Here is a 25683-nt window from a genome sequence, read left to right on the forward strand (position 1 = left end):
GCGGTGCCGTGTAGCCTTCACTCGCTGGCCGTGAACTTGATGGCTTGGGAAGGGCCTTTTTGTCGATCTTTCCATTCGGCGTCAGCGGGAAGGTAACCACCTCCACAAAATAGGAAGGGATCATATAGTCAGGCAAAGCCTCTTTTAAATGCCGCCTGATTGTCGGGATATCCCACTCTCCCTTTGTAATAAGATAGGCACAGAGGTAGGATTGACCATTTTCATCCCTGTTCGCCACCACCGTTGCGTCAACAACAGAATTGAATGACAACAGCCTATTTTCAACTTCTCCCAGTTCAATCCGGTGCCCCCGGATCTTCACCTGCTGGTCAATCCTTCCCAGGTATTCCAGGTTCCCATCCGGCAGCCAGCGCACAAGGTCTCCTGTCTTATAAATCACATCTCCCGGCACGAAAGGATTATCTACGAAACGCTCGTTATTCAGGTCTGGAAGGTTCAGGTACCCGAGGGAAACCCCGGCTCCACCGATGGCCAGTTCGCCCGGGATCCCTTCCGGCTGAAGCTGGTCACTCGGATTTAGCACATATGCCGACGTATTGGAGATCGGCTTTCCGATCGGCACAGTATGGAAGTCATCAACAGACGCGGTAACAGGGCAGGCGGTGGCAAACACCGTGGTTTCGGTGGGCCCGTAGACGTGTATTAACCGGCCCTCCCCCATCGCCCGATAGGCTCTCCTCACATGTTTCACTGATACCATCTCGCCGCCAAAGAGCAGTTTCCGCAGCCCTTTCAGGCTCTCAAGGTCCACATCCACAAGGGTGTTGAACAGGGCGGTCGTCATGAATGAGACCGTAACCTGTTCTTCCCGGATCAGGCGCGATAGCCGGACGGCGTCCGTGACTGTGTCCTTCGGAACCAACACCAGACGCGCCCCATGTAGGAGGGCTGCATAGATGTCGAAGGTCGACCCGTCAAATGCATAGTTGGACAGCTGGAGGAACCGGTCGGTCTCTTCCACTTCCAGGTAGCCGTTGTTGATGATGGTCCGGATCACGTTCCGGTGGGTGGTCAGGTTTCCCTTTGGCATGCCCGTGGAGCCGGAAGTATAGACAACATAGGCCAGGTCTTCCGGCCCTGAGCTCCTGCCGGGATTCGAGGAGTTCCTTTCCAGCAAGGCTTCCTCGACTGTCAGCACCTTCCCGCCAAAGGTGCCCGGAAGGCTGCCTCCCTGAAGGAGCACCAGCTGGGTCCCACTGTCCTCGACCATGTATTGGATCCTCTCGGCCGGGTATCCTGGATCAATCGGCAAGTAAGCTGCACCGGCCTTAAGAATGCCCAGCATGCTGGCAATCATCCCGAAGGACCGCTCCGCCATGAGCCCGACGGTCTGTCCCCTCTTTACCCCATGTTTTAGGAGGCTACGAGCGATCCGGTTGGCCTTTCCGTTAAGCTCCCCATATGTCAGGTTCTTGTGATCGAAAACCAGTGCAATCTTTTCAGGTTTATCTGCTGCCTGCCTTTCAAACAATCCCTGGAGGGTTTGTTCTCTCGGATATTCCTTAATAGTATGGTTCTTTTGAAGCAGCTGTTGTTTTTCTCTGTCTGTCAGCAGTTCGATGTCAGCCAACAGGCTATCTGGATGGCTGGCTATCTGATTCAGGATGTGGATATAATGCCTAGCCATTGTTTCAACAGTCGATTTTTTAAAAAGACTCGTTTTATATTCAACTGTAAATTGGAGTGTTTCCTTTTCTGCAAATGCCCAAGTCATGTCAAACTTGGAGCTGGTCCAGTTCCATTTAAAGGGCTCGATTTGCAGTCCTGGTATTTCGATCGGGGTATCAATATTCTGCAAGGTAAACATCGTATCGAATAATGGGTTCCTGTCCATAGTTCTTGAAAAATCCAGGTGTTCTAGGATTTCTTCAATAGGAAGGTCGGCATTTTCAAAAGCATTCAATACCTCAAGTTTGACTTTGGTCACAAATTCCTGAAAGGACTGATTCCCCACAGAGTGGTTCCGAATCACCAGGGAATTGACAAACATTCCCACTACGGGTTCTAATTCTGCATGCGGTCTCCCAGCTACTGGCGTCCCGATCAAGATATCATCTTGGTTGGTATATTTGGACAGAAGTACATGGTAAGCAGCTAAAAGAACCATATACAATGTGGTCCCGTCACCCGTGAGGAACGTATCCTTCAGTTTTGCAAAATCATCCGTTGCCAATTCAAAGCTTGACGTTTTCCCCTCAAAGCTTTGTACCTTTGGCCTTTTATAATCCGTGGGTAGGTCCAATGCCGGAAGTTCTCCCGAAAGGCGGTCAAGCCAGTAAGTTTTTTGCTCTTCCAGCCGCTCCTGCATGGCTGTTTCAAGTTGCCAGCATACGTAATCTTTGTATTGAACAGCCAACTCAGGAAGCCTCTTCCCTTGGTACATTTGCGAAAGGTTTTCTAAAAGCACACCGGCTGAAATCCCATCGGATATGATGTGATGCATATCCAACATCAAGATGAAGCGGTTTTCCTCCAGTTTTACAAGTTGGGCCCGGAATAGGGGCGCACAGCTTAAATCAAAAGGCTGTATGAAGGAAGTGATCAGTTCTTGTAATTCTCCTTCTCCGACCTGTGTAAAATCCATGCTCCATCCAACTTCAGTATGAACTTTCTGAGTAAGTTCCTGTTTCTCCAAGTGGAAGGAAGTCCGCAGGGATTCATGCCGGTTTACAAGGGACTTTAATGCAGACTCCAATAGGTTGGCGTCCAAGTCCCCTTTTATCTCCATAACGATTGGCATGTTATAGTGGACCTCGGATTCTGTCCCTTCCAGCATGTTTACAGCGTACATTCTCCTTTGGGCGGATGATACCGGATAGAACGGTTTTTCTTCCACTGGATGAATGGCCTCATACTGCATTTCCTTGGATTGAGAAACGAGTCTGGTCATCTTCTCGAGAGTCGCAGAAGTGAAGATGTCCCGCAAAGAGACCTCTTTGTTAAATTCCTTTTGGATTCTATGGGACAGGACGGATGCTTTTAAGGAGTGGCCGCCTAATTGGAAAAAATTATCCTGACGGCTGACTGTTTCCACGCCCAGAAGCTCTTTCCAAATGTCCGCCATTTTGATTTCCAGCCCTTCAGGCTGTTCGTGTCTCGCCTCGGGTCCCCTGTGGCCAAGTGGCTGTGGCAGTGCCCCCTTGTCAACCTTCCCATTTGGAGTCAATGGCAGCCTATCCATTCTGACGAAGCTTGAGGGCACCATATATTCAGGCAATTTCTCTTTGAGGTCCCTCAATATATCCTGTTCGGACCATTCTGCGTCTGCCACCACATAGGCACATAAGAAAGCCCCGTATTGGTTACTGCTGGACATGGTCACGACTGCATTTTGGATGTCGGAGTTTTCAAGGATCCTTGCTTCAATCTCCCCTAGCTCGATCCTGTGCCCGCGTAGTTTAATCTGATCATCCATTCTCCCAAGGTACTCGATGTTCCCGTCAGGCAACCAGCGCACCCAGTCACCTGTCCTGTACAATGTTCCGGTCCCCAAGGGATCTTCCACAAACCGCTCGGATGTTAGTTCCGGAAGATTCAGGTACCCTTTCCCTACGCCTTCACCTCCGATGCATAATTCACCAGGAACCCCGATAGGCTGAAGCTGCAATTTCTGGTTCATTACATATAGACGGGTGTTATTGAGAGGCTTCCCGATTGGAATGGTTTCTCCCACTGCAGAATCGACGGCATAAGTTGCTGCGAACACGGTCGTCTCTGTAGGGCCATAACCATTAATCAGCCTATGTTCACCAAGGTAATCGAAGGCTTTCCTTACATGTCTGGCGGAGGCCTTCTCCCCACCGAAAAGTATCTTTCTCATGCCCTTCAAACAGGAAATTTCTAGGTCCACAAGTGCATTGAAGAGCGCCGCTGTCATGAAGGAGACCGAGATGTTCTCATTCTGGATATATTCAGCCAATGCCTTGATATCAAGCGCTATGTCCTTCTGGATCAGTACAAGGGTGGCCCCGTTTAGTAGGGCGCTGTAAATATCAAATACCGATCCATCGAAGGCATAATTTGAAAGCTGCAAGATCCGGTCCGTATCCAAGATCTCAATATAGCCGTTGTTGATGATGGTCTTAATGACATTTTGATGCGACGTTAGATTCCCTTTTGGTTTACCGGTCGATCCTGACGTGTAGATGATATAGGCTACATCTCCTGGCTCATTTATTTTCGGAAGGTTTTGCCTGGCTTCTCCAGCCCACTCTCGGTCCCTCATGACCAGTACTTGTCCTAAATATCCTTCCGGGACCAATGGCTCGTCCTGGGCCAATAAGATTTCGGCTTGGCTGTCTTTGAGCATGAAATGAATCCGTTCAGAAGGGTAACCTGGATCAATCGGGACGTATGTCCCTCCCGCTTTCAGGATGCCGAGCATGGCCACAATCATCTCAGGCGACCGTTCCATGAGGAGCCCGACAGTTTGGCATCGGTTCACCCCTTTTTTCTGCAGTCTCCAGGCAACTTGGTTTGCCTTTTCATTCAACTCTTGGTAAGTCAACAGCCGTGTTCCCATTGAGATGGCGATATGATTGGGGGTCACTGCTGCCCTTTCCTCAAAGATTTCGTGAATCGCTTTTGATCTCGGATAGTTTTTCTTTTTTCCACTGAAGTCCAACAGGATGCTGGCTTCTTCCCTGCTAACCAGCTGGATATCGGAAATTTGGATTTCCGGAGTGCTGACGATTTGCAGGAGAACATGTTGGAAGTGGCTTTGCATCCGATGAATTGTTTCCTTTTTGAAAAGAGCAGTGCTGAATTCGACTGAGATGGTAAGGTCTTGGTCCTCTATCACGATCCAATTCAGGTCAAACTTGGCATTTTTCCAGTTCCAGGAATATGGCTGAATATGCAGCCCGGGAATCTCAAGCTCTGTGGAGTCCATATTCTGAAAGGTGAGCATGGTGTCAAACAGGATGTTTCGGTTCAAGGAACGGTTGCCACCTGCAAGGTCCTCAATGGGATAATCCGAATGTTCAAAGGATTGCAGGACCATCTGTTTCACGTCGTTCAAAAACTCCGTGAAGGTCCATCCGTCATGAGAGTAGTTCCTCAACGGGATGGTATGGGCAAACATTCCGACCATCCCTTCAGTGTCAGCATGGGACCGGCCGGCGACCGCTGTGCCAATGGCAATGTCTTTCTGCCCCGTATACTTTGACAGGAGGATATGGTATGCCGCTAAAAAGGTCATGAACATTGTAGCTCCGTGTTCCGCTGAGAAGTTTTTCAGCTTCATCTGCAAGTCTGGAGACACCTTAAAGCTGCTGATATCGCCCCTATGGTCGCTTTCGACCGGTCTGGCGTAATCGGTCGGGATATCAAGCACAGGCATTTCCTTTTGAAGAATGTCTGTCCAGAAAGCTTTTTGCTTCTGCAGGCGCTCTTTTTGGGCCCGACTATCCATCCAAACGGCATAATCTCTAAATTGAAGCGTCTTTTCCGGAAGCTTGTTCCCCATATAAAGGTCGGCCAGTTCCTGCATGAGGATGCTCATTGAGATTCCGTCGGTTATGATATGGTGCAGGTCGACCATGAGCAAGTGGCGTTGGCTTCCGAGTCTGACGACGCGCGCCCTGATCAAAGGGGCTTCCGTGATATCGAAGGGGCGGATAAACTCGTCTATGGCCTGTTCCGCCTCATTTTCGGTACACTCCATGATCTCCAGGGTGAATTTGGTCATTTCATGCACTTGCTGCACAATTTCCCCTTCTATTGAAATGATAGATGTCCGAAGTGAATCATGTCTGTGGATCAGTGATGTAAAAGCATATTCCAACTGTTGCAAGTCCAGGTTGCCGCTAACCTCAAACACGGAAGGAACGTTATAGCTCGTATTTTTCTTATGATCCAGAAGCTGTTCTGCCAAATAAATTCTTCTTTGGGAGGATGTTGCTGGGTAGTAATCCCTTAGCCCGGAGGACGGAATCCGGTCAAATGTGCCTTTTTCTGTGGCCTGTATGTAATCAGCCAACTCCTTAACGCTTGGGCAGGAAAAGACTGCTTTGAGCGGCAGCTCGACTTTCAACTCTTTATGCAGACGGGAAGTGAGCTGTGTGGCCTTGAGAGAATGGCCGCCGAGTTCGAAAAAGTTATCTTCCATGCCCACCCTGTAGACCCCGAGTATATCCTTCCAGATTTCTGCTATTATTCTTTCTGTCTCGGTTACTGGATCTGATTCCCCACGGACCCCCACCCTTTTCCTAGGGACAGGAAGGGCCATCTTATCGACCTTCCCATTAGTGGTCAGGGGGAGTTCTTCCAGGTGCACAAAGGTGGCGGGGATCATGAAGTCTGGGATTTTTTCCTGCAAAAAGCCCTTTAATGCCAATGTTTCGGCTTTATAGTCAGACACATAATAGGCACAAAGGTAAGATGCAAGGGGCCCTTCCTCCCTTAGAGTTACTACACAGTTTTGGATGCCGGGGTATTCCGCCAGCCTTTGCTCGATTTCGCTCAGTTCGATCCTGTGCCCGCGGAGTTTGACCTGCTGGTCCATCCTTCCCACATATTCCAGCATCCCATTTGGGAGCCAGCGCACCAGGTCGCCTGTTTTATAGACCTTACCTTCACCGAATGGATTGTCCACAAAGTACTTGTCTGTCAGTTCACGATGGTTCAGGTACCCTTTGCCGACACCATCCCCGCCTATGTATAATTCCCCGGGCACACCAATCGGGAGGAGACCGCCGGAGCGGCCGACAACATAGAGCAAGGTATTGTTCATAGGGCGGCCGATGGGAATGTTGTTTAAGTGCTTTACTTTATGGTCTGCTTCGTATGTAACCGCGAATACGGTGGTTTCAGTCGGGCCGTATCCATTGATGACTCGGTTGTCTCCCAGGTGCTTGACGGCTTTACGGACATGGTGAACAGAGGCTTTCTCGCCGCCAATCAGGACTTTCCTAAGGTTTCTTAAACACGAAATCTCTTCATCGACAATCAAGTTGAACAGGGCCGTGGTCATAAAGGAGACCGTGATGCTCTCTTCCTTCATTAACCTGGCGATTTCCTTGAGATCGCTTGTCGCCTCATTCGGGGCGATCACGAGTCGGGCCCCATTCAGCAAGGCGCTGTAGATATCGAACACCGACCCATCAAAAGCATAGTTCGCCAGCTGTAGGAGCGTGTCATCAGGCGTGATTTCAATGAATCCATTGTTTTTTACCGTCTTGATGACGTTCCGGTGAGAAATCTGGCAGCCTTTTGGCTTTCCGGTAGTGCCGGACGTGTAGATGATATAAGCTGTGTCACTCGGTTTATTCACCTTGGAAAGGTTACCATCCCCTTCCTGTGTCCAACCGTCCTCTTCTAAGACAAGGGTTTGGCCTTTGAAGTGGGCAGGCACTAGCCTCCTTTCCCCAACGACCATATGCCCGGCGCCGCTATCCTCGACCATGAAGCGAACCCGATCCGCAGGGTATGAAGGATCGATGGGCACATAGACGCCCCCAGCCTTTAAGATACCAAGGATGCCAAGGATCATTTCCGCTGAGCGCTCGATCAGTAGGGCGACCGTCTTTCCTTGTGAGACCCCCAACTTTTCTAGACTTCTTGCTATCTGGTTGGCCTTCTCATTCACTTCTCTATAGGTCATGGTACGGTCACGGAATACAATGGCTATCTCGTCAGGAAAGTTTCTCGCCTGTTCCTCGAATAATTCTGGGAGCACTTTATCCTGCGGATAATCCTCGCTGGTCTGGTTCCAACTCTCAAGTATTTGCATTTCCTCCTCAGTGACGAGATGGACGTTTCCGATGGAGGTAAAAGGGGATTCCACTGCAACCTCGGCCAATTTCTGGAGGTAAACTGGCAGCCTGTTTAATAGTTCCTTAGGAATGGCCGCGCCGTTGTAAGTAATTTTACCGTTTAATTCTTCGCCTGAATGAAGCTGGACAACCAGGTCGTAGTTCGTCTGTTCAAACGCCTGAACTCCGGTTATCCTGAACCCCAGTCCGGGATTTCCGTCTAACCCAGCCGGGTCCATAGGATAGTTTTCAAATACAAAAAGGTGATCGAAGACAGGGCCACCTTCCGGATTCGCTGACTGTATGTCAGCTAGGGAAACAAAGTCATGGTACTTAGCCTCCAATGATTCTTGCTGAACTCGATCGATCACCTCGGCAATCGTCTCTTTGCCAGATGCTGAAATCCTTACAGGGATGGTGTTTATGAACAGCCCGGCAATCTTTTCGACCCCAGGGATATCGGATGGCCTGCCGGACACCACTGACCCAAAGACAACATCGCCCTTGTCATTCAATATCTGGAGGAGGAGCCCCCAAAGGGTCTGGCAAACGGCGTTTAGTGTCACATGCCGCGACATTGCCAGATTTTCCAGCTTCCTGGTGATCACCGGATTTAAGCTGAAATGAAGTTCTTCCCTCCTAAATGCTCCTGGCAGGTTGGATTGTTTATAAGGAATCCCGGAAAGACCCTCGTAACCATCCAGGTAATCGGCCCAGAATCTCTTTGCCACTTCTTCATTCTGTTGGTCCAGCCACCGTATATAGGCACTGAATTGGTTGGATTTTTGGATTGAGCCCCGGTGCCCGCACTGAAGTTCTGTATACTTCCCAAAAAGGTCCTTGAGCAATAGCCCGATGCTCCACCCGTCCAATATAATATGGTGGAAACTGAACAGGATTTGATATGCATCGCTGCCGTACCGTATGACGGTCAACCGGAAAAGGAGATCCCGGGAAAGATCGAATCCCCTTTCCCGGTCCTCACGCTTGAGATTTTCAATGAATGGATGCTTGTCCTCCTCGTTTAGAAAGGATATGTCCTCCATCCGGACGGAAGCTTTTCTGCTTTTAAGGACAAGCTGTGTGGGTTCCTTTACTTTTGAGTAAAGGAAGACCGTCCGCAAAACATCATGTTTTCCAATGATCCAGTTTAATGCGGCCTCAAGATTTTCCACATCAAGCTTTCCTTCTATTGCCAACGTCATCTGCTCGAAGTAGGCATGGTCCTTTGGATGATTTAAACCATGAAATAGGATTCCATGCTGCATCGGAGACAAACGGTATAGGTCTTTTACATTCTTTTTATTAAACACACCCAGCAACCCCCAATCTAATGTGATTTAACCTTTCTCCTCAAAAGCCTCAAAAATGTCTTCTAAATCACTTGTAGTCAAGTTGGTCATGCTGAAGTCACTCGGAGTCTTTTCGGTTTCTTCCTGGCTTTCACAATGCTTGATCAATATGGAAAGGTAATGTAGGAAACGTTCCCCGAGGGATCTGATGTTGCTTTTATTGAAGCTCCTCTGGTCAAAAAGAAATATCAACCTCAGCTGCCGTCCTGATACATAGCTGTTTATCTGGACAGGGTACTGATTCTCATTGCTGAGACTGATTTGCTGCCCGATAGGCATGCTGAACAAATTGTCATCGTTGAACTGTCCTAAATAGTTAAAGCTGATTTCCGGTTTTTGGTTAAATGTGATTCCCGTGTCGGGGACGAGATACTTGAGAACCCCATATCCCACACCTTTATTTGGTATATTGCGCAGGGTTTCTTTAACCTCCTTGATCACGGAGGAAGGAAGATCTGTCTCCAGTTCAAGCACCACTGGGAACATGCTTGTGAACCACCCTACGGTCCTGCTCAGATTCGCTTTCTCCACCACGTCTTCCCGCCCGTGGCCTTCCAAGGTTACTGCCATGGTACCTTTCCCGGTCCACTCTTTGCACGCAAGGGCAAGGGCAGCAAGCAAAAGGTCATTTATTTCGGTCCGGTACGCCCTGTGAGCGCTTGTTAACAGCACTTCCGTTTCGGCTTCCCCAAGGTAAAACTCCGTGGATTGGGTATTCCCGTAGAGAGGAACCCTCGCAGGCATCCTGTCTTTAGGGAGTGGAGGGACGTTTTTGGATTCCACATTCCGCCAATAAGGAATCTCCTTTTTCAGTTTCTGGCTTCCTGCATATTGCTGCAGTCCCTCTGCCCACGACTGGTATGAAGTGGTTTTGGCTGGGAGGGATGATCCGCCTTCATCATAAAAATGGGCAAAATCCTCCAAGATGATCCGCCAGGAAACTCCGTCCACCACAAGATGGTGAATGACGATCAGTAGGTAACTTCCTTCGTCGGCATGGAAGATCCCAAGTCTCATTAGCGGTCCCTCTGAGAGCTTAAGACTGCCTTGTATCCGTGTCGCTTCCTTCTCTATCAAGGACCTTGAATTCTCTTTTCCATAAAGGTCCAGTACTTCAATCGTGAAATCCACGCCTTCCAGTCCCCGGTTATACTGTAAGCAGCCATCCGTTGAGAAGACCATACGAAGGGCATCATGATGCTCACAGATCTTTTGGAAGCAACTCCTCACAGAAATTGGGTCCCATCGATCTTTCCTCAATAGCATTATGGATTGATTGAAATGTCCTGCTTCCTGATACTGCTGGGAGAAAAACCATTTCTGCACTGGGGTGATGGGAACGGGTCCCTCAACCAATCCCTGCTCCTCATCAGCCTGGCTGGACTGTAAAAAGGGGATTAAATGGGATATGGAAGGATTCTTGAACAAGTCCTTCATATCGAACTTCAGCCTTAATTCAGAGAGCCTGGCCGCAATCTGTATGGCCTTGATCGAATCTCCACCAAGTTCGAAGAAATTATCGTTAAGGCCGATCTCCTCAACCCGTAGGACCTCCTGCCAAACATTGGCCATTGTTTTTTCCAAATGGGTTTGTGGAGCTTTATAATTTTCTTGGCTTTTCCTTGCTTTCGGTTCAGGCAGTGCTGATAAATCTAGCTTTCCGTTTGATGTAAGCGGAAGGGTATCCAGTTCCACAAAATAAGCAGGTATCATATATTCCGGCAGTGTACTTAATAAATGTGCCCTCAGTCCCGAAATGGTCCATTCTTTGTTTGGCACCAGATATGCACAGAGATACAGGGTCCCTTCTTCACTTTTCCTTGCGGACACAACCGCTTCCTTGATGGAAGGATGGGCGTTCAAATGGGCTTCAACCTCTCCCAGTTCAATCCGGTAGCCTCTAATTTTGACCTGTGAATCCATCCGCCCTAAATATTCCAGCTGGCCGTCCGGAAGCCACTTTGCAAGATCTCCTGTGCGGTACATTCTCTGGCCAGTTTCAAACGGGTCTTCCGTGAATTTCTGGCGTGTCATCCCTTCAAGGTTCAGATAGCCTCTTGCCACCCCTGTCCCTGAGATGTACAATTCGCCTGGCACCCCTGGAGGCAAGAGTTGCATCTGCTTATTAAGAACGTACGCTTTGGTGTTTGGCAAAGGAACTCCTATATTGCTGATGTTGGATGTTTCCTCAGGATTCATCACTTTATAGGTGGCATAAATGGCCGTTTCCGTCGGTCCATACATATTGATCAGCTGTGTGTCAGGATAAATCTGTCTCCACTGCTCCAGCTGGCTTGGATATAAAGCTTCTCCGGCCAGCATGATTTTTCTGATCCTCAAGTTGTAGGAATTTCTGTTTAGCTCTGCAGACAATGGAACAAAGGAGGACGGTGTCTGACACATGATTGTCGCTTGTTCCTTATCCATGATACTCAGGAGCTTTTCTGGGCTCCTGCTGTCCATTTGTGACACAACAACCAGTCTTCCTCCTGACAGCAGGGAACCGAAGATTTCCCAGACCGAGACGTCGAAACAATAGGAATGGAAGAAGATCCATGTATCCTTCTCCTCGAAATCGAACACAGCGTTTTGATTGAGGAAAAGGCGTGCAGCGTTCCTGTGTTCCACCATTACGCCTTTTGGCTTACCTGTGGAACCGGAAGTGTAAATGAGATACGACAGATCTTCCGCGGTTGCCATTTCACCAAGGTTATGGGTTTCAAGTGACGAAATTAAGGGATCATCCATTCCCAGTACGCTCCCTTTAAACTGTGCAGGAACCAATGAAAAATCTTCGACGATCAGCATTTTCGTCATGCTGTCGTGTAGCATGTACTGTATCCTATCATCAGGGAAACCAGGATCAATCGGCATATAGGCAGCCCCAGCTTTAAGAACACCGAGGATGGCCACAACCATGTCAATCGACTTTTCGAATAACAATCCAACAATTTGATTATTCTCAATCCCTTTTATCCTCAAAGCCCTTGCAAGCTGGTTGGCTCGATTATTAAGGGCTCCGTATGTGATTTCATCGCTGCCAAAAACAATGGCGACTCTCTCAGGTGATTTCAACGCCTGCTGCTCAAAGAGGCCATGCAAGGTTTCCGTTTTTTTCTGCTCGGTTCGGGTTTTGTTAAACTGGGTAAGAATCTCATGCTGCTCTCCTTCTGTAGCCAGTTCAATCGTGCCAATTGGGATGTCAGGATCCTTTAGGACCTGCTTTAGGATGTGAATGTACTGGTTGGCCATCCTTTCCACAGATTGCCTTTTAAACAGGTTGGTGCTGTATTCAACCGACAGGAGCAGGGTCTCTCTTTCTTCTACAATCCAGCTCAGATCAAATTTCGAGCTGTGCGTATCATTCTGTATGAGTGTGAGTTGCAGCCCATCAGAATCAGATGTGAACGCGTTCATATTCTGTAGGATGAACATGGTGTCGAACAAAGGGTTTCGGTTCAATACCCGCGGGATACCCAGGCTTTTCACCAATTCTTCAAATGGGTACCCGCCATGCTCCTGTGCCAAGAGCACTTCCTTCTTCACCTGGGTTAAAAATTCCCCGAAAGATCCTGCTTCGTTCGATTTATGGCGCAACGCCAGGGTATTGACGAACATGCCGACAACATTTTCCGTATCTGCATGGGAACGTCCAGCAACAGGTGAGCCAATCACGATATCATCCTGTCCGGTATACTTATGCAGAAGGACATGATAGGCAGCCAGCATCGTCATATATTGGGTGACATCAGATTGGGAACAGAATAATTTCAGCCTGTTCGTAAGCGATTTGCCTAAATCCACCTGAAGGGTTTCCCCTTCGAATTTCTGTACTTGCGGCCTCGGGAAATCGGAATGCATATCTAGAACCGGTATTTCACCTTCAAACCGGTATTTCCAGAACAGCTCCTCGTCTTTTAATTTTAAGGAGTCGCCGTGGTCCTGTTGCCATACGGCATAATCCTTGTATTGGATGACCGGTTCTTCAAGGGAGCGGCCATGATAAAGATCATAAAAGTCCTGTAGCAGAATATTCACAGATATTCCATCTGAAATGATGTGATGGAGATCGATCATAAGTACATGTGTTTGAGTGTCCACCTTTACGAGCTGAGACCTTAAAAGAGGAGCAGAGCTTAAATCGAATGGCTGAATGAATCCCTTTTTTATCGACTCTATGTCTGTTTCCTGTTCATCTACAAACACCAATGGCCAATCCAAATCATCATGTATTTTTTGAACAAGCTGCCCTCCTGCAAAGTGGAAGGATGTCCTTAGGCTTTCATGCCGTTGCATAAGCCTGTTTAATGAATCTTGAACCTTCCGAAGATCCAGTTCCCCCTCCATTTTAAACAGGAGTGGAATATTGTAATGAGTGCCCTCTGGCTCCATCTTCTGCAGGACATAAATACGTTTCTGGGCGAAAGATACTGGATAGTACTCTTTTTCGTCAGCCGGCTTGATTGACTCGAAGGAACTTTCAGACAGCTCCCCTATGTGCCGGGCCAGCTTTTTGACCGTAGGGAATGTAAAAATGTCCTTCAGGCTTACTTCCATCCTCATGCCTTTATGAATCCTTGCTGACAGAATCATGGCTTTAAGGGAGTGCCCTCCAAGGTCAAAGAAATTATCATTCAGGCTTACCTGTTCCACTCCCAGTACTTGCTCAAATATATGGGCCAGTGCCTTTTCAGTATCTGTGATGGGTTCTTCGTATGGCATCACTCCCTCGGCAAGTCCTTTTTCTACAGTAAGTCTCCTCTTATCCACTTTTCCATTTTGTGTGAGCGGAAGCTCCTCGAGATTGATAAAATGGGTAGGGATCATGTAGGCTGGCAGATGTTGATCCAAGTACTCACGCAAATGGGCTTCTGCTCTCTCCCCTTCCCAGACGATATGTGCACAAAGGTAGGAATGGCCCTGGCTGTCCGTTCTCGCGGTGGCGGCAACTTCCCGGATTGCAGGAAATTCCTTGAGACGGCTTTCCACTTCTCCCAATTCAATCCGGTGTCCTCGAATCTTCACCTGGTGATCGATCCTCCCCAGGTATTCCAGGTTCCCATCCGGCAGCCAGCGTACGAGGTCCCCTGTCTTATAGAACACATCTCCCGGAACGAATGGGTTCTCCAAGAAACGCTCCTTGTTCAGGTCCGGGCGGTTCAGGTATCCACGGGAGACCCCAGCCCCGCCGATGGCCAATTCGCCCGGAACCCCTTCCGGCTGGAGCTGGCCGCTTGAACTCAGTACATAAACCGATGTATTGCTGATGGGCCTTCCAATCGGTATAGTCTGGTGGTCAAACATGGTCTCCGTAACGGGGCAGGCGGTGGCGAACACCGTGGTTTCGGTGGGACCGTAAACATGGATTAACTTGTCTTCCCCCATCGCCCGATAGGCCTTCCTCACATGTTTCACCGATACCATCTCGCCTCCAAAGAGCAGTTTCCTTAGCCCTTTCAGGCTTTCAAGGTCCACATCCACGAGAGTGTTGAACAGGGCTGTCGTCATGAACGAGACCGTCACCTGTTCTTCCTGGATCAGTCGCGATAGCCGCACGGCGTCCGTAACCGTGTCCTTCGGAACCAGCACCAAACACGCCCCATGGAGGAGGGCTGCATAGATGTCAAAGGTGGACCCGTCGAAAGCGTAATTGGACAGCTGGAGGAACCGGTCGGTCTCTTCCACTTCCAGGTAGCCGTTGTTGATGATGGTCCGGATCACGTTTCGGTGGGTGGTCAGGTTTCCCTTTGGCATGCCCGTGGAGCCGGAAGTATAGACAACATAGGCCAGGTCTTCCGGCCCTGAGCTCTTGCCGGGATTCGAAGAATTCCTTTCCAGCAAGGCTTCCTCGACTGTCAGCACCTTCCCACCATAGGTGTCCGGCAGGCTGCCTCCTTCAAAGAGCACCAGCTGGGTCCCGCTGTCCTCGACCATGTATTGGATCCTCTCGGCCGGGTATCCTGGATCAATCGGCAAGTAAGCTGCACCAGCCTTGAGGATGCCCAGCATGCTGGCAATCATCCCAAAGGACCGCTCCGCCATGAGCCCGACGGTCTGTCCCCTCTTTACCCCATGTTTTAGGAGGCTATGGGCGATCCGGTTGGCCATTTCATTGAGTTCCCTATATACAAGGCCCTCACCATCCTGCACCAGCGCGACGCTTTCCGGGTTCTTCTCGGCCTGTCCTTCGAACAACTGTTGCAGGGTGGAGGTTTCAGGAAAATCCCTCGAAGTATTATTAAATTGTTTAAGCAATTTTTCTAATTCTCTGTCCTCAAAAAAAGTAAGGGAAGAGATTTCACTTTCAATGTTTTCAGCAAGCTCTTCCAAAGTTGACTCATAATACCTTACCAACTTTTTTAAGGCATGCTCTGGAAAACCAGTCACCACTCTTATTTCAAATCGGTCGAATGTGGTTGATACGGAAAAATCGAATAGTGTATTTGTCTTCTCATAGCTATTGAACCCATATGACAACGGAGATCCTTCCAACCCACCATACACATGGAAATCCACAAAGTTAAAGACCGCATCAAAGATGGGGTTTTCGCTAGCATCGGCTCTTCCTACCAGCTCAACGATTTTCCGGAAGGGAAAACGGCCCTTGTCCTTTAAATCAACATGTTTTCGGTGGACCTTTTCAAGTAGTGATTGCCATGTGCCGGAATCAGCCACCTTCAAGCGGAAGGGGATGGTATTTAGGAAGCAGCCGAGCGCTTTTTCTGCATCTTTCCCAACTGGCCTTCCATTCTCGACTAACCCTATCGTCAGGTCATTGTCATACGTAACCATTCGCATCATGAATAGATAGGCTGTTAGGCAGATTGTCTTCAGGTTGGTCCTTTCTCTCTTTGCGACTCTTTTAAGCTTTGGCAGAAGGTCGGCGTTGAGTTCCATAATATATGCATGGGTTTCCGGTCCGGCCCCAAATGGGAATTCAAGCCTCTTAAAGTCTGACAGTTCCCCTTTCCAGTAGTCCGCCAACTCTTCCTGCTCGGAAACCACGAGCTGATCCACGACATAATCCTTATAGCTGCTCTTCAGTTTCGAAAGTTCAAGTGGGCCTTTCTTCAGCCTGAAGTAGGCATCCATGAGCTCCGTCATGAACGAGGCTACACTCCAGCCATCCATGATGGCATGGTGGACGATCCAGGCGAGGGCGACCTGGCGGCCGTCCAGCTTGAACGTACAGAGCCTCCAGAGCGGTGCTTCTTCCAGGGTGAAGGGATTCTGTCTGTCTTCTATAAGGAGGCGTTCGATATAATCCTCCTGCTCTTTCCCAGCCAAACCTGTCAGGTCATGCCCTCTCACATCGACTGGAACGGAGCGGTAGACGACCTGAAGCGGCATAGGCCCGTTATCCAGAAAAAAGCCCGTCCGTAAGATTTCATGCTTGTTCATCAAGGAAACCATGGCCTCGATCAATCTTTCAGGTTCAAATGAATCATCTTCCAGTTCATATACCAGCTGGTCATGGTAAAACGCCCCTTCCGGATACTTCAGGGAATAAAAAACCATTCCCTGCTGGATATCGCTCATGGGATAAACGTCTTCCACTTCATGGACCAGGTGGGGTTGTTCCGCAAAGAACTGGTCCTTCAGGTCCTGTAATTCCTTTCTCTTTCCCGCAAGATCCCCTTGGATTGATGAACGACGGGAACCGGCACGTTCAATGAGCTCCTTTATCGTTGGGTACTCGTAAAGGTCCTTGATCTGGAGGGTCCAGTCCAATTCACTATTCATGGTGCTGATGAGTCCGATCGCCCTAATGGAGTCCCCGCCGAGGTCGAAAAAGCTGTCCCCAATGCCGAGGGAAGTGTCCAGGAACTCTTCCCAGATGGACAGGACCTGGGCCTCCAGTGGGTTCCGGGGCTCCTCTCGGTCCTCCCCTAATTGCAGAACCCCTTCCGGTTCCGAAAGCCTGCGGCGGTCCACTTTCCCATTGGAAGTGAGCGGCATACTCTCAAGCTGGATGAAATACGAAGGGACCATGTAAGAAGGGACCCTCCTCGCGAGCTCCGCACGGAGCCCGGAAGCGCTCAGCTCTTGGCCCGCCGTATAGTAGGCGGCAAGAGCCTGCCCCTGTTCGCCTTCCATTGCCTGGACAAAGACGTCCCTGATTCCACTCAGCCGAAGGAGCTGGGTCTCGACCTCGCCTAACTCGATTCGGTGGCCGCGTATCTTGACCTGGTCATCCATCCTCCCGAGGTACTCCAGGTTCCCATCCTCCAGCCATCGGGCCAGGTCGCCTGTTCTGTACATCCGCTCCCCCGGGGAGAACGGATTCTCGACGAACCGCTCTTCGGTCAGCTCCGGCCGGTTCAGGTAGCCCCTGGCCACACCTTCGCCTGCCACGTACATTTCACCGCTGACCCCGACAGGCAGAAGGTTTCTCCGCCCATCCAGCACATACACCTGGAGGGTGGGGATCGGCTTCCCGATGTTGCTGATGTTGGCCTCGATATCCTTCTCGATGATTTCCTTGTACGTGACATGAACGGTCGTTTCCGTGATTCCGTACATGTTGATCAGCTGAGTGGAAGGATAATCCAGTTTCCAGTTCTTCAGCTGAAGCGGCGAAAGCTTCTCCCCGCCGAAGATGACCTTGCGGACCGGCATTCCATCTGGCTTCAGCTTCTCCATCTGTCGGGAGAGCTGGTAAAACGCCGTAGGAGTCTGGTTCAGGATGGTCACGCCCTCCTTCAGGAGGAGCTGGGCGAAGGCCTCGGGGTCACGGGCCACAAAGGTCGGGACAATCACTAGCCGTCCCCCGTACAACAGGGCCCCGTACATTTCCCACACGGAAAAGTCGAAACAGTAGGAATGGAACATCGTCCAGACATCCTCCCCGGAGAAATCGAAGAGATTCTGGTCGTTGAACAGGAGGCGCACCACGTTCCGGTGCTCCACCATGACGCCTTTCGGCTTTCCGGTGGATCCGGATGTGTAGATGATATAGGCGAGATCATCCGGACGGACTTCCACTTCCAGATCCGAAGGATCCTCCTTCTCCCATTTCCGTTCCCAAAGCGATATCACCTGGCCGTTAAATCCATCAGGAACATCCTCCGGATGCTGGACGATCAAGCTCTCTGCCCCGCTGTCCTTAAGCATGTAGGAAATCCGCTCCTCTGGATAATCCGGGTCGATCGGAAGATAAGCCGCGCCCGCTTTCGATGCCCCGAGGATGCTTACGATCATCTCGGGAGAGCGGTCGGCAATGAGGCCTATGATCTGTCCGCGCCCTGCGCCCTGTTTCCTGAGAAGGCGGGCCACCTGGTTGGACTTCCTATTCAGTTCCCCATAAGACAAAGAGGTCCCTTCCAAGATTAATGCGATGTTTTGGGGTACCTTGGTCACCTGTTCCTTAAAGAGGCTTACCAGCGTTTTCTCTCGAGGATATCCGGTTCCCATGTTGTTGAATATCTGTAGTATTGAGGAGGATTCCTCTTTTCCAAGAAGTTGTCCATTACTCAACTCCTGATCCATATTTTCTGTAAAGGCACCTAAAGCTCGTTCAAAATAATTTAAAAATCTCTCAATGGCTGAGTCCTGGATGGAGGAAACAAGCCTGATTTCAAACCGATTTAGCGTAGTAGATATTGTAAAATCAAATATTGTGTTGGTTTTTTCATAGCTCTCTTTTCTTGGCGTTATGGAATGTCTATCGATTTTTTTATAGGTGTGAAAATCTATGAAGTTAAATAGAACATCAAAGACAGGATTATCCGAAACGCTTGAAGCACCGATAACCTCTGTTATTTTCCTGAAGGAAAGTCGTCCGAATTTTTTCAAGTCAACTTGTTTACCATGGACCTTGTCTAAAAGCGTCTTCCAGGTTTCCTCTTTATCTAGCGAAATTCTGAAAGGGATGGTGTTTAAAAAGCATCCAAGTACCTTTTCTGCATCTTTCACCACTGGCCTGGCATTCTCGACGAGGCCTATCGTTATATCTTCTTCAAACGTAAGAAGGTTCATCACGGAGAGATAGGCAGTCAGGCATAAGGTCTTTAAATTGGTTTTTTCGTTCTTAGCAACCCGTTTTAGCTCAGCGAGAAGTTCAGGCGCGAGAACTTTCGTAATTGTCCGGGTTTCCTGGTCCGATTCAAAAGGCAGCTGCAGCCTTTTAAAATTTACCAGGTCCCTTTTCCAGTAGGCCGAAAGATCTTTTTGATCCGTTACCACGAGCTGCTCCACGACATAATCCTTATAGCTGCTCTCCAGTTTGGAAAGTTCCAAAGGGCCTTTCTTCAGCCTGAAGTAAGTATCGATGAGCTCCGTCATGAACGAGGCCACACTCCAGCCATCCATGATTGCATGATGGACGATCCAGGCGAGGGCGACCCTACGGTCGTCCAGCTTTAATGCCTGGAGCCTCCAGAGCGGTGCTTCCTCCAGTGGGAAGGGATTCCCTCTGTCTTCCATAAGGAGTCCTTCGATATAATCCTCCTGCTGTTTCTCAGCCAATGCCGTCAGGTCTTGCTCCTTGATATCGACTGGAATGGAGCCGTAGACAACTTGAAGCGGCACAGGCCCGTTATCCAGGAAAAAGCCCGTCCGTAAGATTTCATGCTTGTTCATCAAGGAAACCATGGCCTCGGTCAATCTTTCAGGTTCAAATGAATCATCTTCCAGTTCATACACGAGCTGGTCATGGTAAAACGCCCCTTCCGGATACTTCAGGGAATAAAAAACCATTCCCTGCTGGATGTCGCTCATGGGATAAACGTCTTCCACTTCATGGACCAAGTGGGGTTGTTCCGCAAAAAACTGGTCCTTCAGGTCCTGTAATTCCTTCCTTTTTACCGCAAGATCCCCTTCAATTGATGAACGACGGGAACCGGCACGTTCAATGAGCTCCTTTATCGTTGGGTACTCGTAAAGGTCCTTGATCTGGAGGGTCCAGTCCAATTCACTATTCATGGTGCTGATGAGTCCGATCGCCCTGATGGAGTCCCCGCCGAGGTCGAAAAAGCTGTCCCCAATGCCGAGGGAAGTGTCCAGGAACTCTTCCCAGATGGACAGGACCTGGGCCTCCATCGGGTTCCGGGGCTCCTCACGGTCCGCCTCTGATGGCATGGCCCATTCCGGTTCAGGAAGCCTGCGGCGGTCCACTTTCCCATTGGAAGTCAGCGGCATACTCTCAAGCTGGATGAAATATGAAGGGACCATGTAAGAAGGGACTCTCCTCGCGAGCTCCGCACGGAGCCCGGAAGCGCTCAGCTCTTGGCCCGCGGTAAAATAGGCGGCGAGAACATGCCCCTGTTTGCCTTCCGTTGCCTGGACAAAGACGTCCCTGAGGCCATTCAGCCGAAGGAGCTGGGTCTCGACCTCGCCTAACTCGATCCGGTGGCCGCGTATCTTGACCTGGTCATCCATCCTTCCGAGGTACTCCAGGTTCCCATCCTCCAGCCATCGGGCCAGGTCACCTGTCCTGTACATCCGCTCCCCCGGGGTGAACGGGTTCTCGACGAACCGTTCCTCCGTCAGCTCCGGCCGGTTCAGGTAGCCCCTGGCCACACCTTCGCCTGCCACATACATTTCACCGCTGACCCCGACAGGAAGGAGGTTTCTCCGCCCATCCAGCACATACACATGGAGGGTGGGGATCGGCTTCCCGATGTTGCTGATGTTGGCCTCGATATCCTTCTCGGTGATTTCCTTGTACGTGACATGAACGGTCGTTTCCGTGATTCCGTACATGTTGATCAGCTGCGTGGCAGGATAAGCCAGTTTCCAGTTCTTCAGCTGAAGCGGCGAAAGCTTTTCTCCGCCGAAGATGACCTTGCGTACCGGTATTCCATCGGGCTTTACCTTCTCCATCTGTCGGGAGAGCTGGTAAAATGCCGTAGGCGTCTGGTTGAGGATGGTCACACCCTCCTTCAGGAGGAGCCGGGCGAAGGCCTCGGGGTCACGGGCCACAAAGGTCGGCACAAGGACCAGCCGTCCCCCGTATAACAGGGCCCCGTACATTTCCCACACGGAAAAGTCGAAACAGTAGGAATGGAACATCGTCCAGACATCCTCCCCGGAGAAATCGAAGAGGTTCCGATCGTTGAACAGGAGGCGCACCACGTTCCGGTGCTCCACCATGACGCCTTTCGGCTTCCCGGTGGACCCGGAGGTGTAGATGATATAGGCGAGATCATCCGGCCGTGCCTCCCCTTCCAGGTCCGAAGGATCCTCCTTCTCCCATTCACGCTCCCAAAGCGCCAGCACCTGGCCGTTAAACCCATCAGGGACGTCCTCCGGATGCTGGACAATCAGGCTCTTTGCCCCGCTGTCCTCAAGCATGTAGGAAATCCGCTCCTCTGGATAATCCGGGTCGATCGGAAGATAGGCAGCACCCGCTTTCAATACCCCGAGGATGCTCACAATCATTTCCGGAGAACGGTCAGCAAGGAGGGCTACAATCTGTTGGCGGCCAGTGCCCTGCTTCTTAAGAAAGGAGGCCACCTGGTTTGATTTTCTGTGCAATTCGCCGTAAGACAACATATCCTTCCCCGTTGTCACTGCAATTCGGTTCGGTGCCTTCGTAGCTTGTTCTTGGAAAAGGTCCACAATCGTCCTATCCCGAGGATATTTCACATTTTTATTATTAAAATCTATCAATAATTGCTGTTCCTCTGTTTTGGTTATAAAATTAATTTCCGAGAGTTTAATTTTCAACAACCCCTTCCAGCAATCTTTTATAATGTTCAAGAAAACGGTAAATGGTTTCTTTCCGTAAAAGAGAAGTGTTGTATTCCATCCTTAGTAGAAAGGAACCTTCCTTCGGATAAACATGTAATAGGAAATCGAATTTGCTTGTATGGTTGTTCTCGACTGTCAATTCAATCTGCAGATCTTTGATTTGGTAATGATGAATAAGTTCATTTTGATACGTAAACATCGTCTGGAATAATGGTGATGTACTGCGGCTTTGCCTTACTTCCATTTCCCCAATCACCACTTCAAGCGGCACATCCTGATATTCCTGAGCCTCCAGGACAACCTGTTTTACGTGAAGGAACAGTTCTTCTAGAGTATTTTTGTCTTCAAGATTAATCCTCAAAGCCAAGGTATTCGCAAAATAACCCATAATGGTTTCAAATTCCCGGAATGTTCGGTTAGCCATTACGGTGCCAATAACCAATTCGCCTTGTCCTGTATATCGATGCAACAGGAATGAATAAAGAGAAAGCATGTAAACATAGGGCGTGACATCGAGTTTTTTGCAATGTTGGAGTATTTTTTCTGACAGAAGGGAATCTAGCTGCACGTCAAGGAAATTTCCTTCATGAGTGAGTATGGCCGGCCTGCTGTAATCGTATGGGAAGCTCAAAGATGGAACTCCTCCATCTAGACTTTTTTTCCAAAAATCAATCTTTTCTTGGAAACCGGCCTTCCTATCGGAAACCATGTTGTTAAGCCAATTCACATAATGTACATACTGAAGTTCATTCTTCTTAGGAAATCCCCCTCCGCTTTTGAACTGCTCATATGTATCCAGGAGTTCTTTAACAAATAAATTAGTGGACCATCCGTCGGTAATAATATGATGGATGGATACAACCAGAATGCTATAGTCACTGTCCATCCTAAGGATGTTCAAACGAATTAATGGATCCCGCAAGAGATCAAAGGGTGTGTTAGCCTCTTTTTGGATAATCTCTTGTTTTTTGGATTCTCTTACTATGTTTTCATGGAAGGAAAGATTCAGAATGTTAATTTTAAGTGTGTCATTTTGATAATATTGTTGTGGTTCTCCATCTGAGATTCGTAGACGGGTATGTAAGCTCTCATGACGATTTATAACCTGTTCTAGGCTTACTTTTAGGCACTCCACATTTAATGCTCCCTTAAAATGAAGTGTAAAGGTGGAGGTGTAGACAGGAGAATCCATATCTTTCTGATACAAAAACCATAGGCTTCTCTGCGAAGGTGTTAAAGGGGCAAATCTTTCTTTGGAATCTATTAAAGATTGAAAACATAAGGTGCCATCATTATCCCCGGTAGCCTCGCATATCATTTTTGCAGTAAATAAGATCGTCGGGTTAGAGGAAAATTCCCTTGGGGTTATGTTGATCCCAAATTGGGAACGGACCCTACTTAGCAATTGAGCGACCTTGAGTGAATCTCCACCCAGATGATAAAAATTGTCTGTAGTACGAACAATCTTCCTATGTAGGATTTCTGAGAATACTTTCGTAAGTTTGACAACCACGCCCTTTTCTTTCCTGGAAAAAAGCTTTTCTGCGTCATTATCATTAGATTGTGGAATCAAACGTAAAGTCCTTTCGAAATCGCCTAAATATTGCCTCAATTCGAAGTAGTGCCTCGCTGAAGATGACAATTGATCAGTGGTATAGTAAACACAAATCATATCGTCCCCCTCTTTCTCGTCTTGAGGAGCATCTTGAGCCAAACCAATGTAATTGTAGTCGTGCATTTCGACTATGAGGTCATTGAATTCCCCTGCAATCAGACACTTTACTAATTCACCCCGCTGAATTTTCCCTGTAGATGTAATCGGAAAATCACATTCATTGATAGGTATAATGTATTTAGGCTGTATCCCTAGATACCTTCCTAAATAATGCTTGATATCTAATGCAATATGCTTTTCCAAATCTGAATCCTGTTTTATCGGGGAAAAGAATACAGCCAGGTCGTCGTTGGACTGTTCAGGACTGGAGACAGCTGATACAGCAACGAACCCCTTTTTTACTCCAAACAACTCTTCAATCTGATTCTCTATCTCAAAGTTATAATAGTTTTTAGCATTGATAATGATAATATCCTTTTCACGGCCCGTGATTGTCAGCGTTCCATCGCTTAAGAATCCCAGATCTCCGGTAATTAGCCAGCCATCCTCAGTAAAGGATTCAGCGGTTGCCTCGGGGTTTTTATAGTAGTTCTTTATTATGGTAGGTCCTTTTAATTGAATCCTTCCGACCACATCTTCCCTCAGTACAGTGTTTCGGCTGTCAACAATTCTGACGGCCAAACCAGGCAACGGTTTCCCAAGGTTGGCAAATGTCACAGCAAAAGGATGGGTTTCCTCCGTCTGCCTAACAGCTTCTCCAAAGGATGATCCTGAGACAAAAGACCAATTGGAAGAACCGATTCCGAAGGTGATTGGGCCGGATGCTTCCGTCATCCCATATTGAGGACAAAAAGCTTCCTCCCGAAAGCCATGTTTTCCTAATTCCGACAGTAGATCATTTAAGGTTCCTTTTGACACAGGCTGGCCTGCACTTAGTAAATATTTAATAGTTGATAGATCCCAAGATCCTTTTCTTATCACTTCTAGGCGATCTTTTAAATGGCCAAAAGCAAAGTTTGGCGCCCAGCTGTATGTAATCTTATATTCATCAATCCAGTCCAGCCAGTTAATAGGGTTTTCGAGGAAGGCTTCTATATTAGTAAGTACTTGCCGACACCCTAAATAAATACCCATAAAATGCATGCTGGACAATCCGCCTGCATGATGGAGAGGCATCCAGTTTAAGATGTTGTCTGTTTCTTCCAATCGCACCATTTGGAGGCTTGCGATTATATTGGATAGAAGATTTTTGTGTGTATACGTGGCTGCTTTAGGCATCCCAGTAGTGCCAGACGTCAGCAATATTAATGCAATCTCATCCTCATTGGGTTCATGAAGGACTGCATGTAAATGGTTGTGGTCAAGCATATCTTCCACAGAAAGGATACATAGGTCTTCCATCTCCCAAGAATTCCCTATCCTTTTTATTTCTGGGAATAGCGATTGCTCAGAAAGAATGACTGGCTTTTGAAACAGCCTCCACGTATTGTAAACCTTTGCCGCCTCAAAATTTTCCTTCGTATATTCTCCGGCCGCCTTTAGGGGGATGGGAATGATTCCACCTAGCAGACAGGCCCATAGGCCGCAAACTAGATTTCGTACATTTTCGATTTGCAAAATTGCAAATTGGCCGTTACCCACACCATTATTTTGAAGACCTGCTAGAATATTTATAGATTTTGAATAAAAATCTGAATACGATAGTGTTTCTTCTTCTCCATTTAGCGACAGGAAGACGAAACCTCCAGCACGAGAGCCGGTAGCCTTCCTTAATAATTCAGGTAGAGTACTGGCAACGTTCCTGTTATTCAGTAGATTATTTTGAAAAATAGCTTGGGGTCCTTCATGGTAATCCGTTGATGTAATAGGTTCCATCCAAGATTCATTCAGGGAGGGGGCCACCGGAAGATCTTCATGAGGAGATGTGACAGGATTTGAGAATGTAATCTTAAAATCTTTAATTCCGTTCATATTACTTAGCTTTTCTATTAATAATTCAATAGTTTTTGAGTTACTCAATAATCTAAACCCCCTCATAATATAATCCACTATAATAAAAATATATTTCCTACAATATAAGTAAAAGTTTACCATTATTATACGATGTTTGACATAGTTTTTTAAATAAAAAATATAAAAATTTACATATTTTATATTAAAAATAACGACCTATCTTATTTAAATGCATAAAAAAAGACTGTTTCCCTTAGGGTAACAGTCTAATATTCATAGCTAAATATATCGAAAT

Annotated in this window: 3 protein-coding genes; all 3 read right to left on the minus strand. The window is 48.3% G+C overall.

Annotated elements, in window-relative coordinates:
* Positions 1-9088 (minus strand): non-ribosomal peptide synthetase (locus tag EV146_RS24600; protein ID WP_132011337.1); only part of this gene is annotated, 9088 nt, incomplete at its 3' end.
* A gap of 27 nt (positions 9089-9115) precedes the next feature.
* The gene (locus EV146_RS24605) at positions 9116-21796 is read right to left on the minus strand and encodes a non-ribosomal peptide synthetase (RefSeq protein ID WP_158287213.1); all 12681 of its coding nucleotides are present in this window, start codon (positions 21794-21796) and stop codon (positions 9116-9118) included.
* Entirely contained in the window at positions 21786-25454 is a 3669-nt protein-coding gene (locus tag EV146_RS24610; RefSeq protein ID WP_158287214.1) for a condensation domain-containing protein, read from the minus strand. Before EV146_RS24610 ends, EV146_RS24605 begins: the two co-directional genes overlap by 11 nt.
* Positions 25455-25683 lie beyond the last annotated feature (229 nt).

Origin of the sequence: Mesobacillus foraminis, from assembly GCF_004340465.1 — a bacterium.
GTDB lineage: Bacteria > Bacillota > Bacilli > Bacillales > Cytobacillaceae > Mesobacillus_B > Mesobacillus_B foraminis.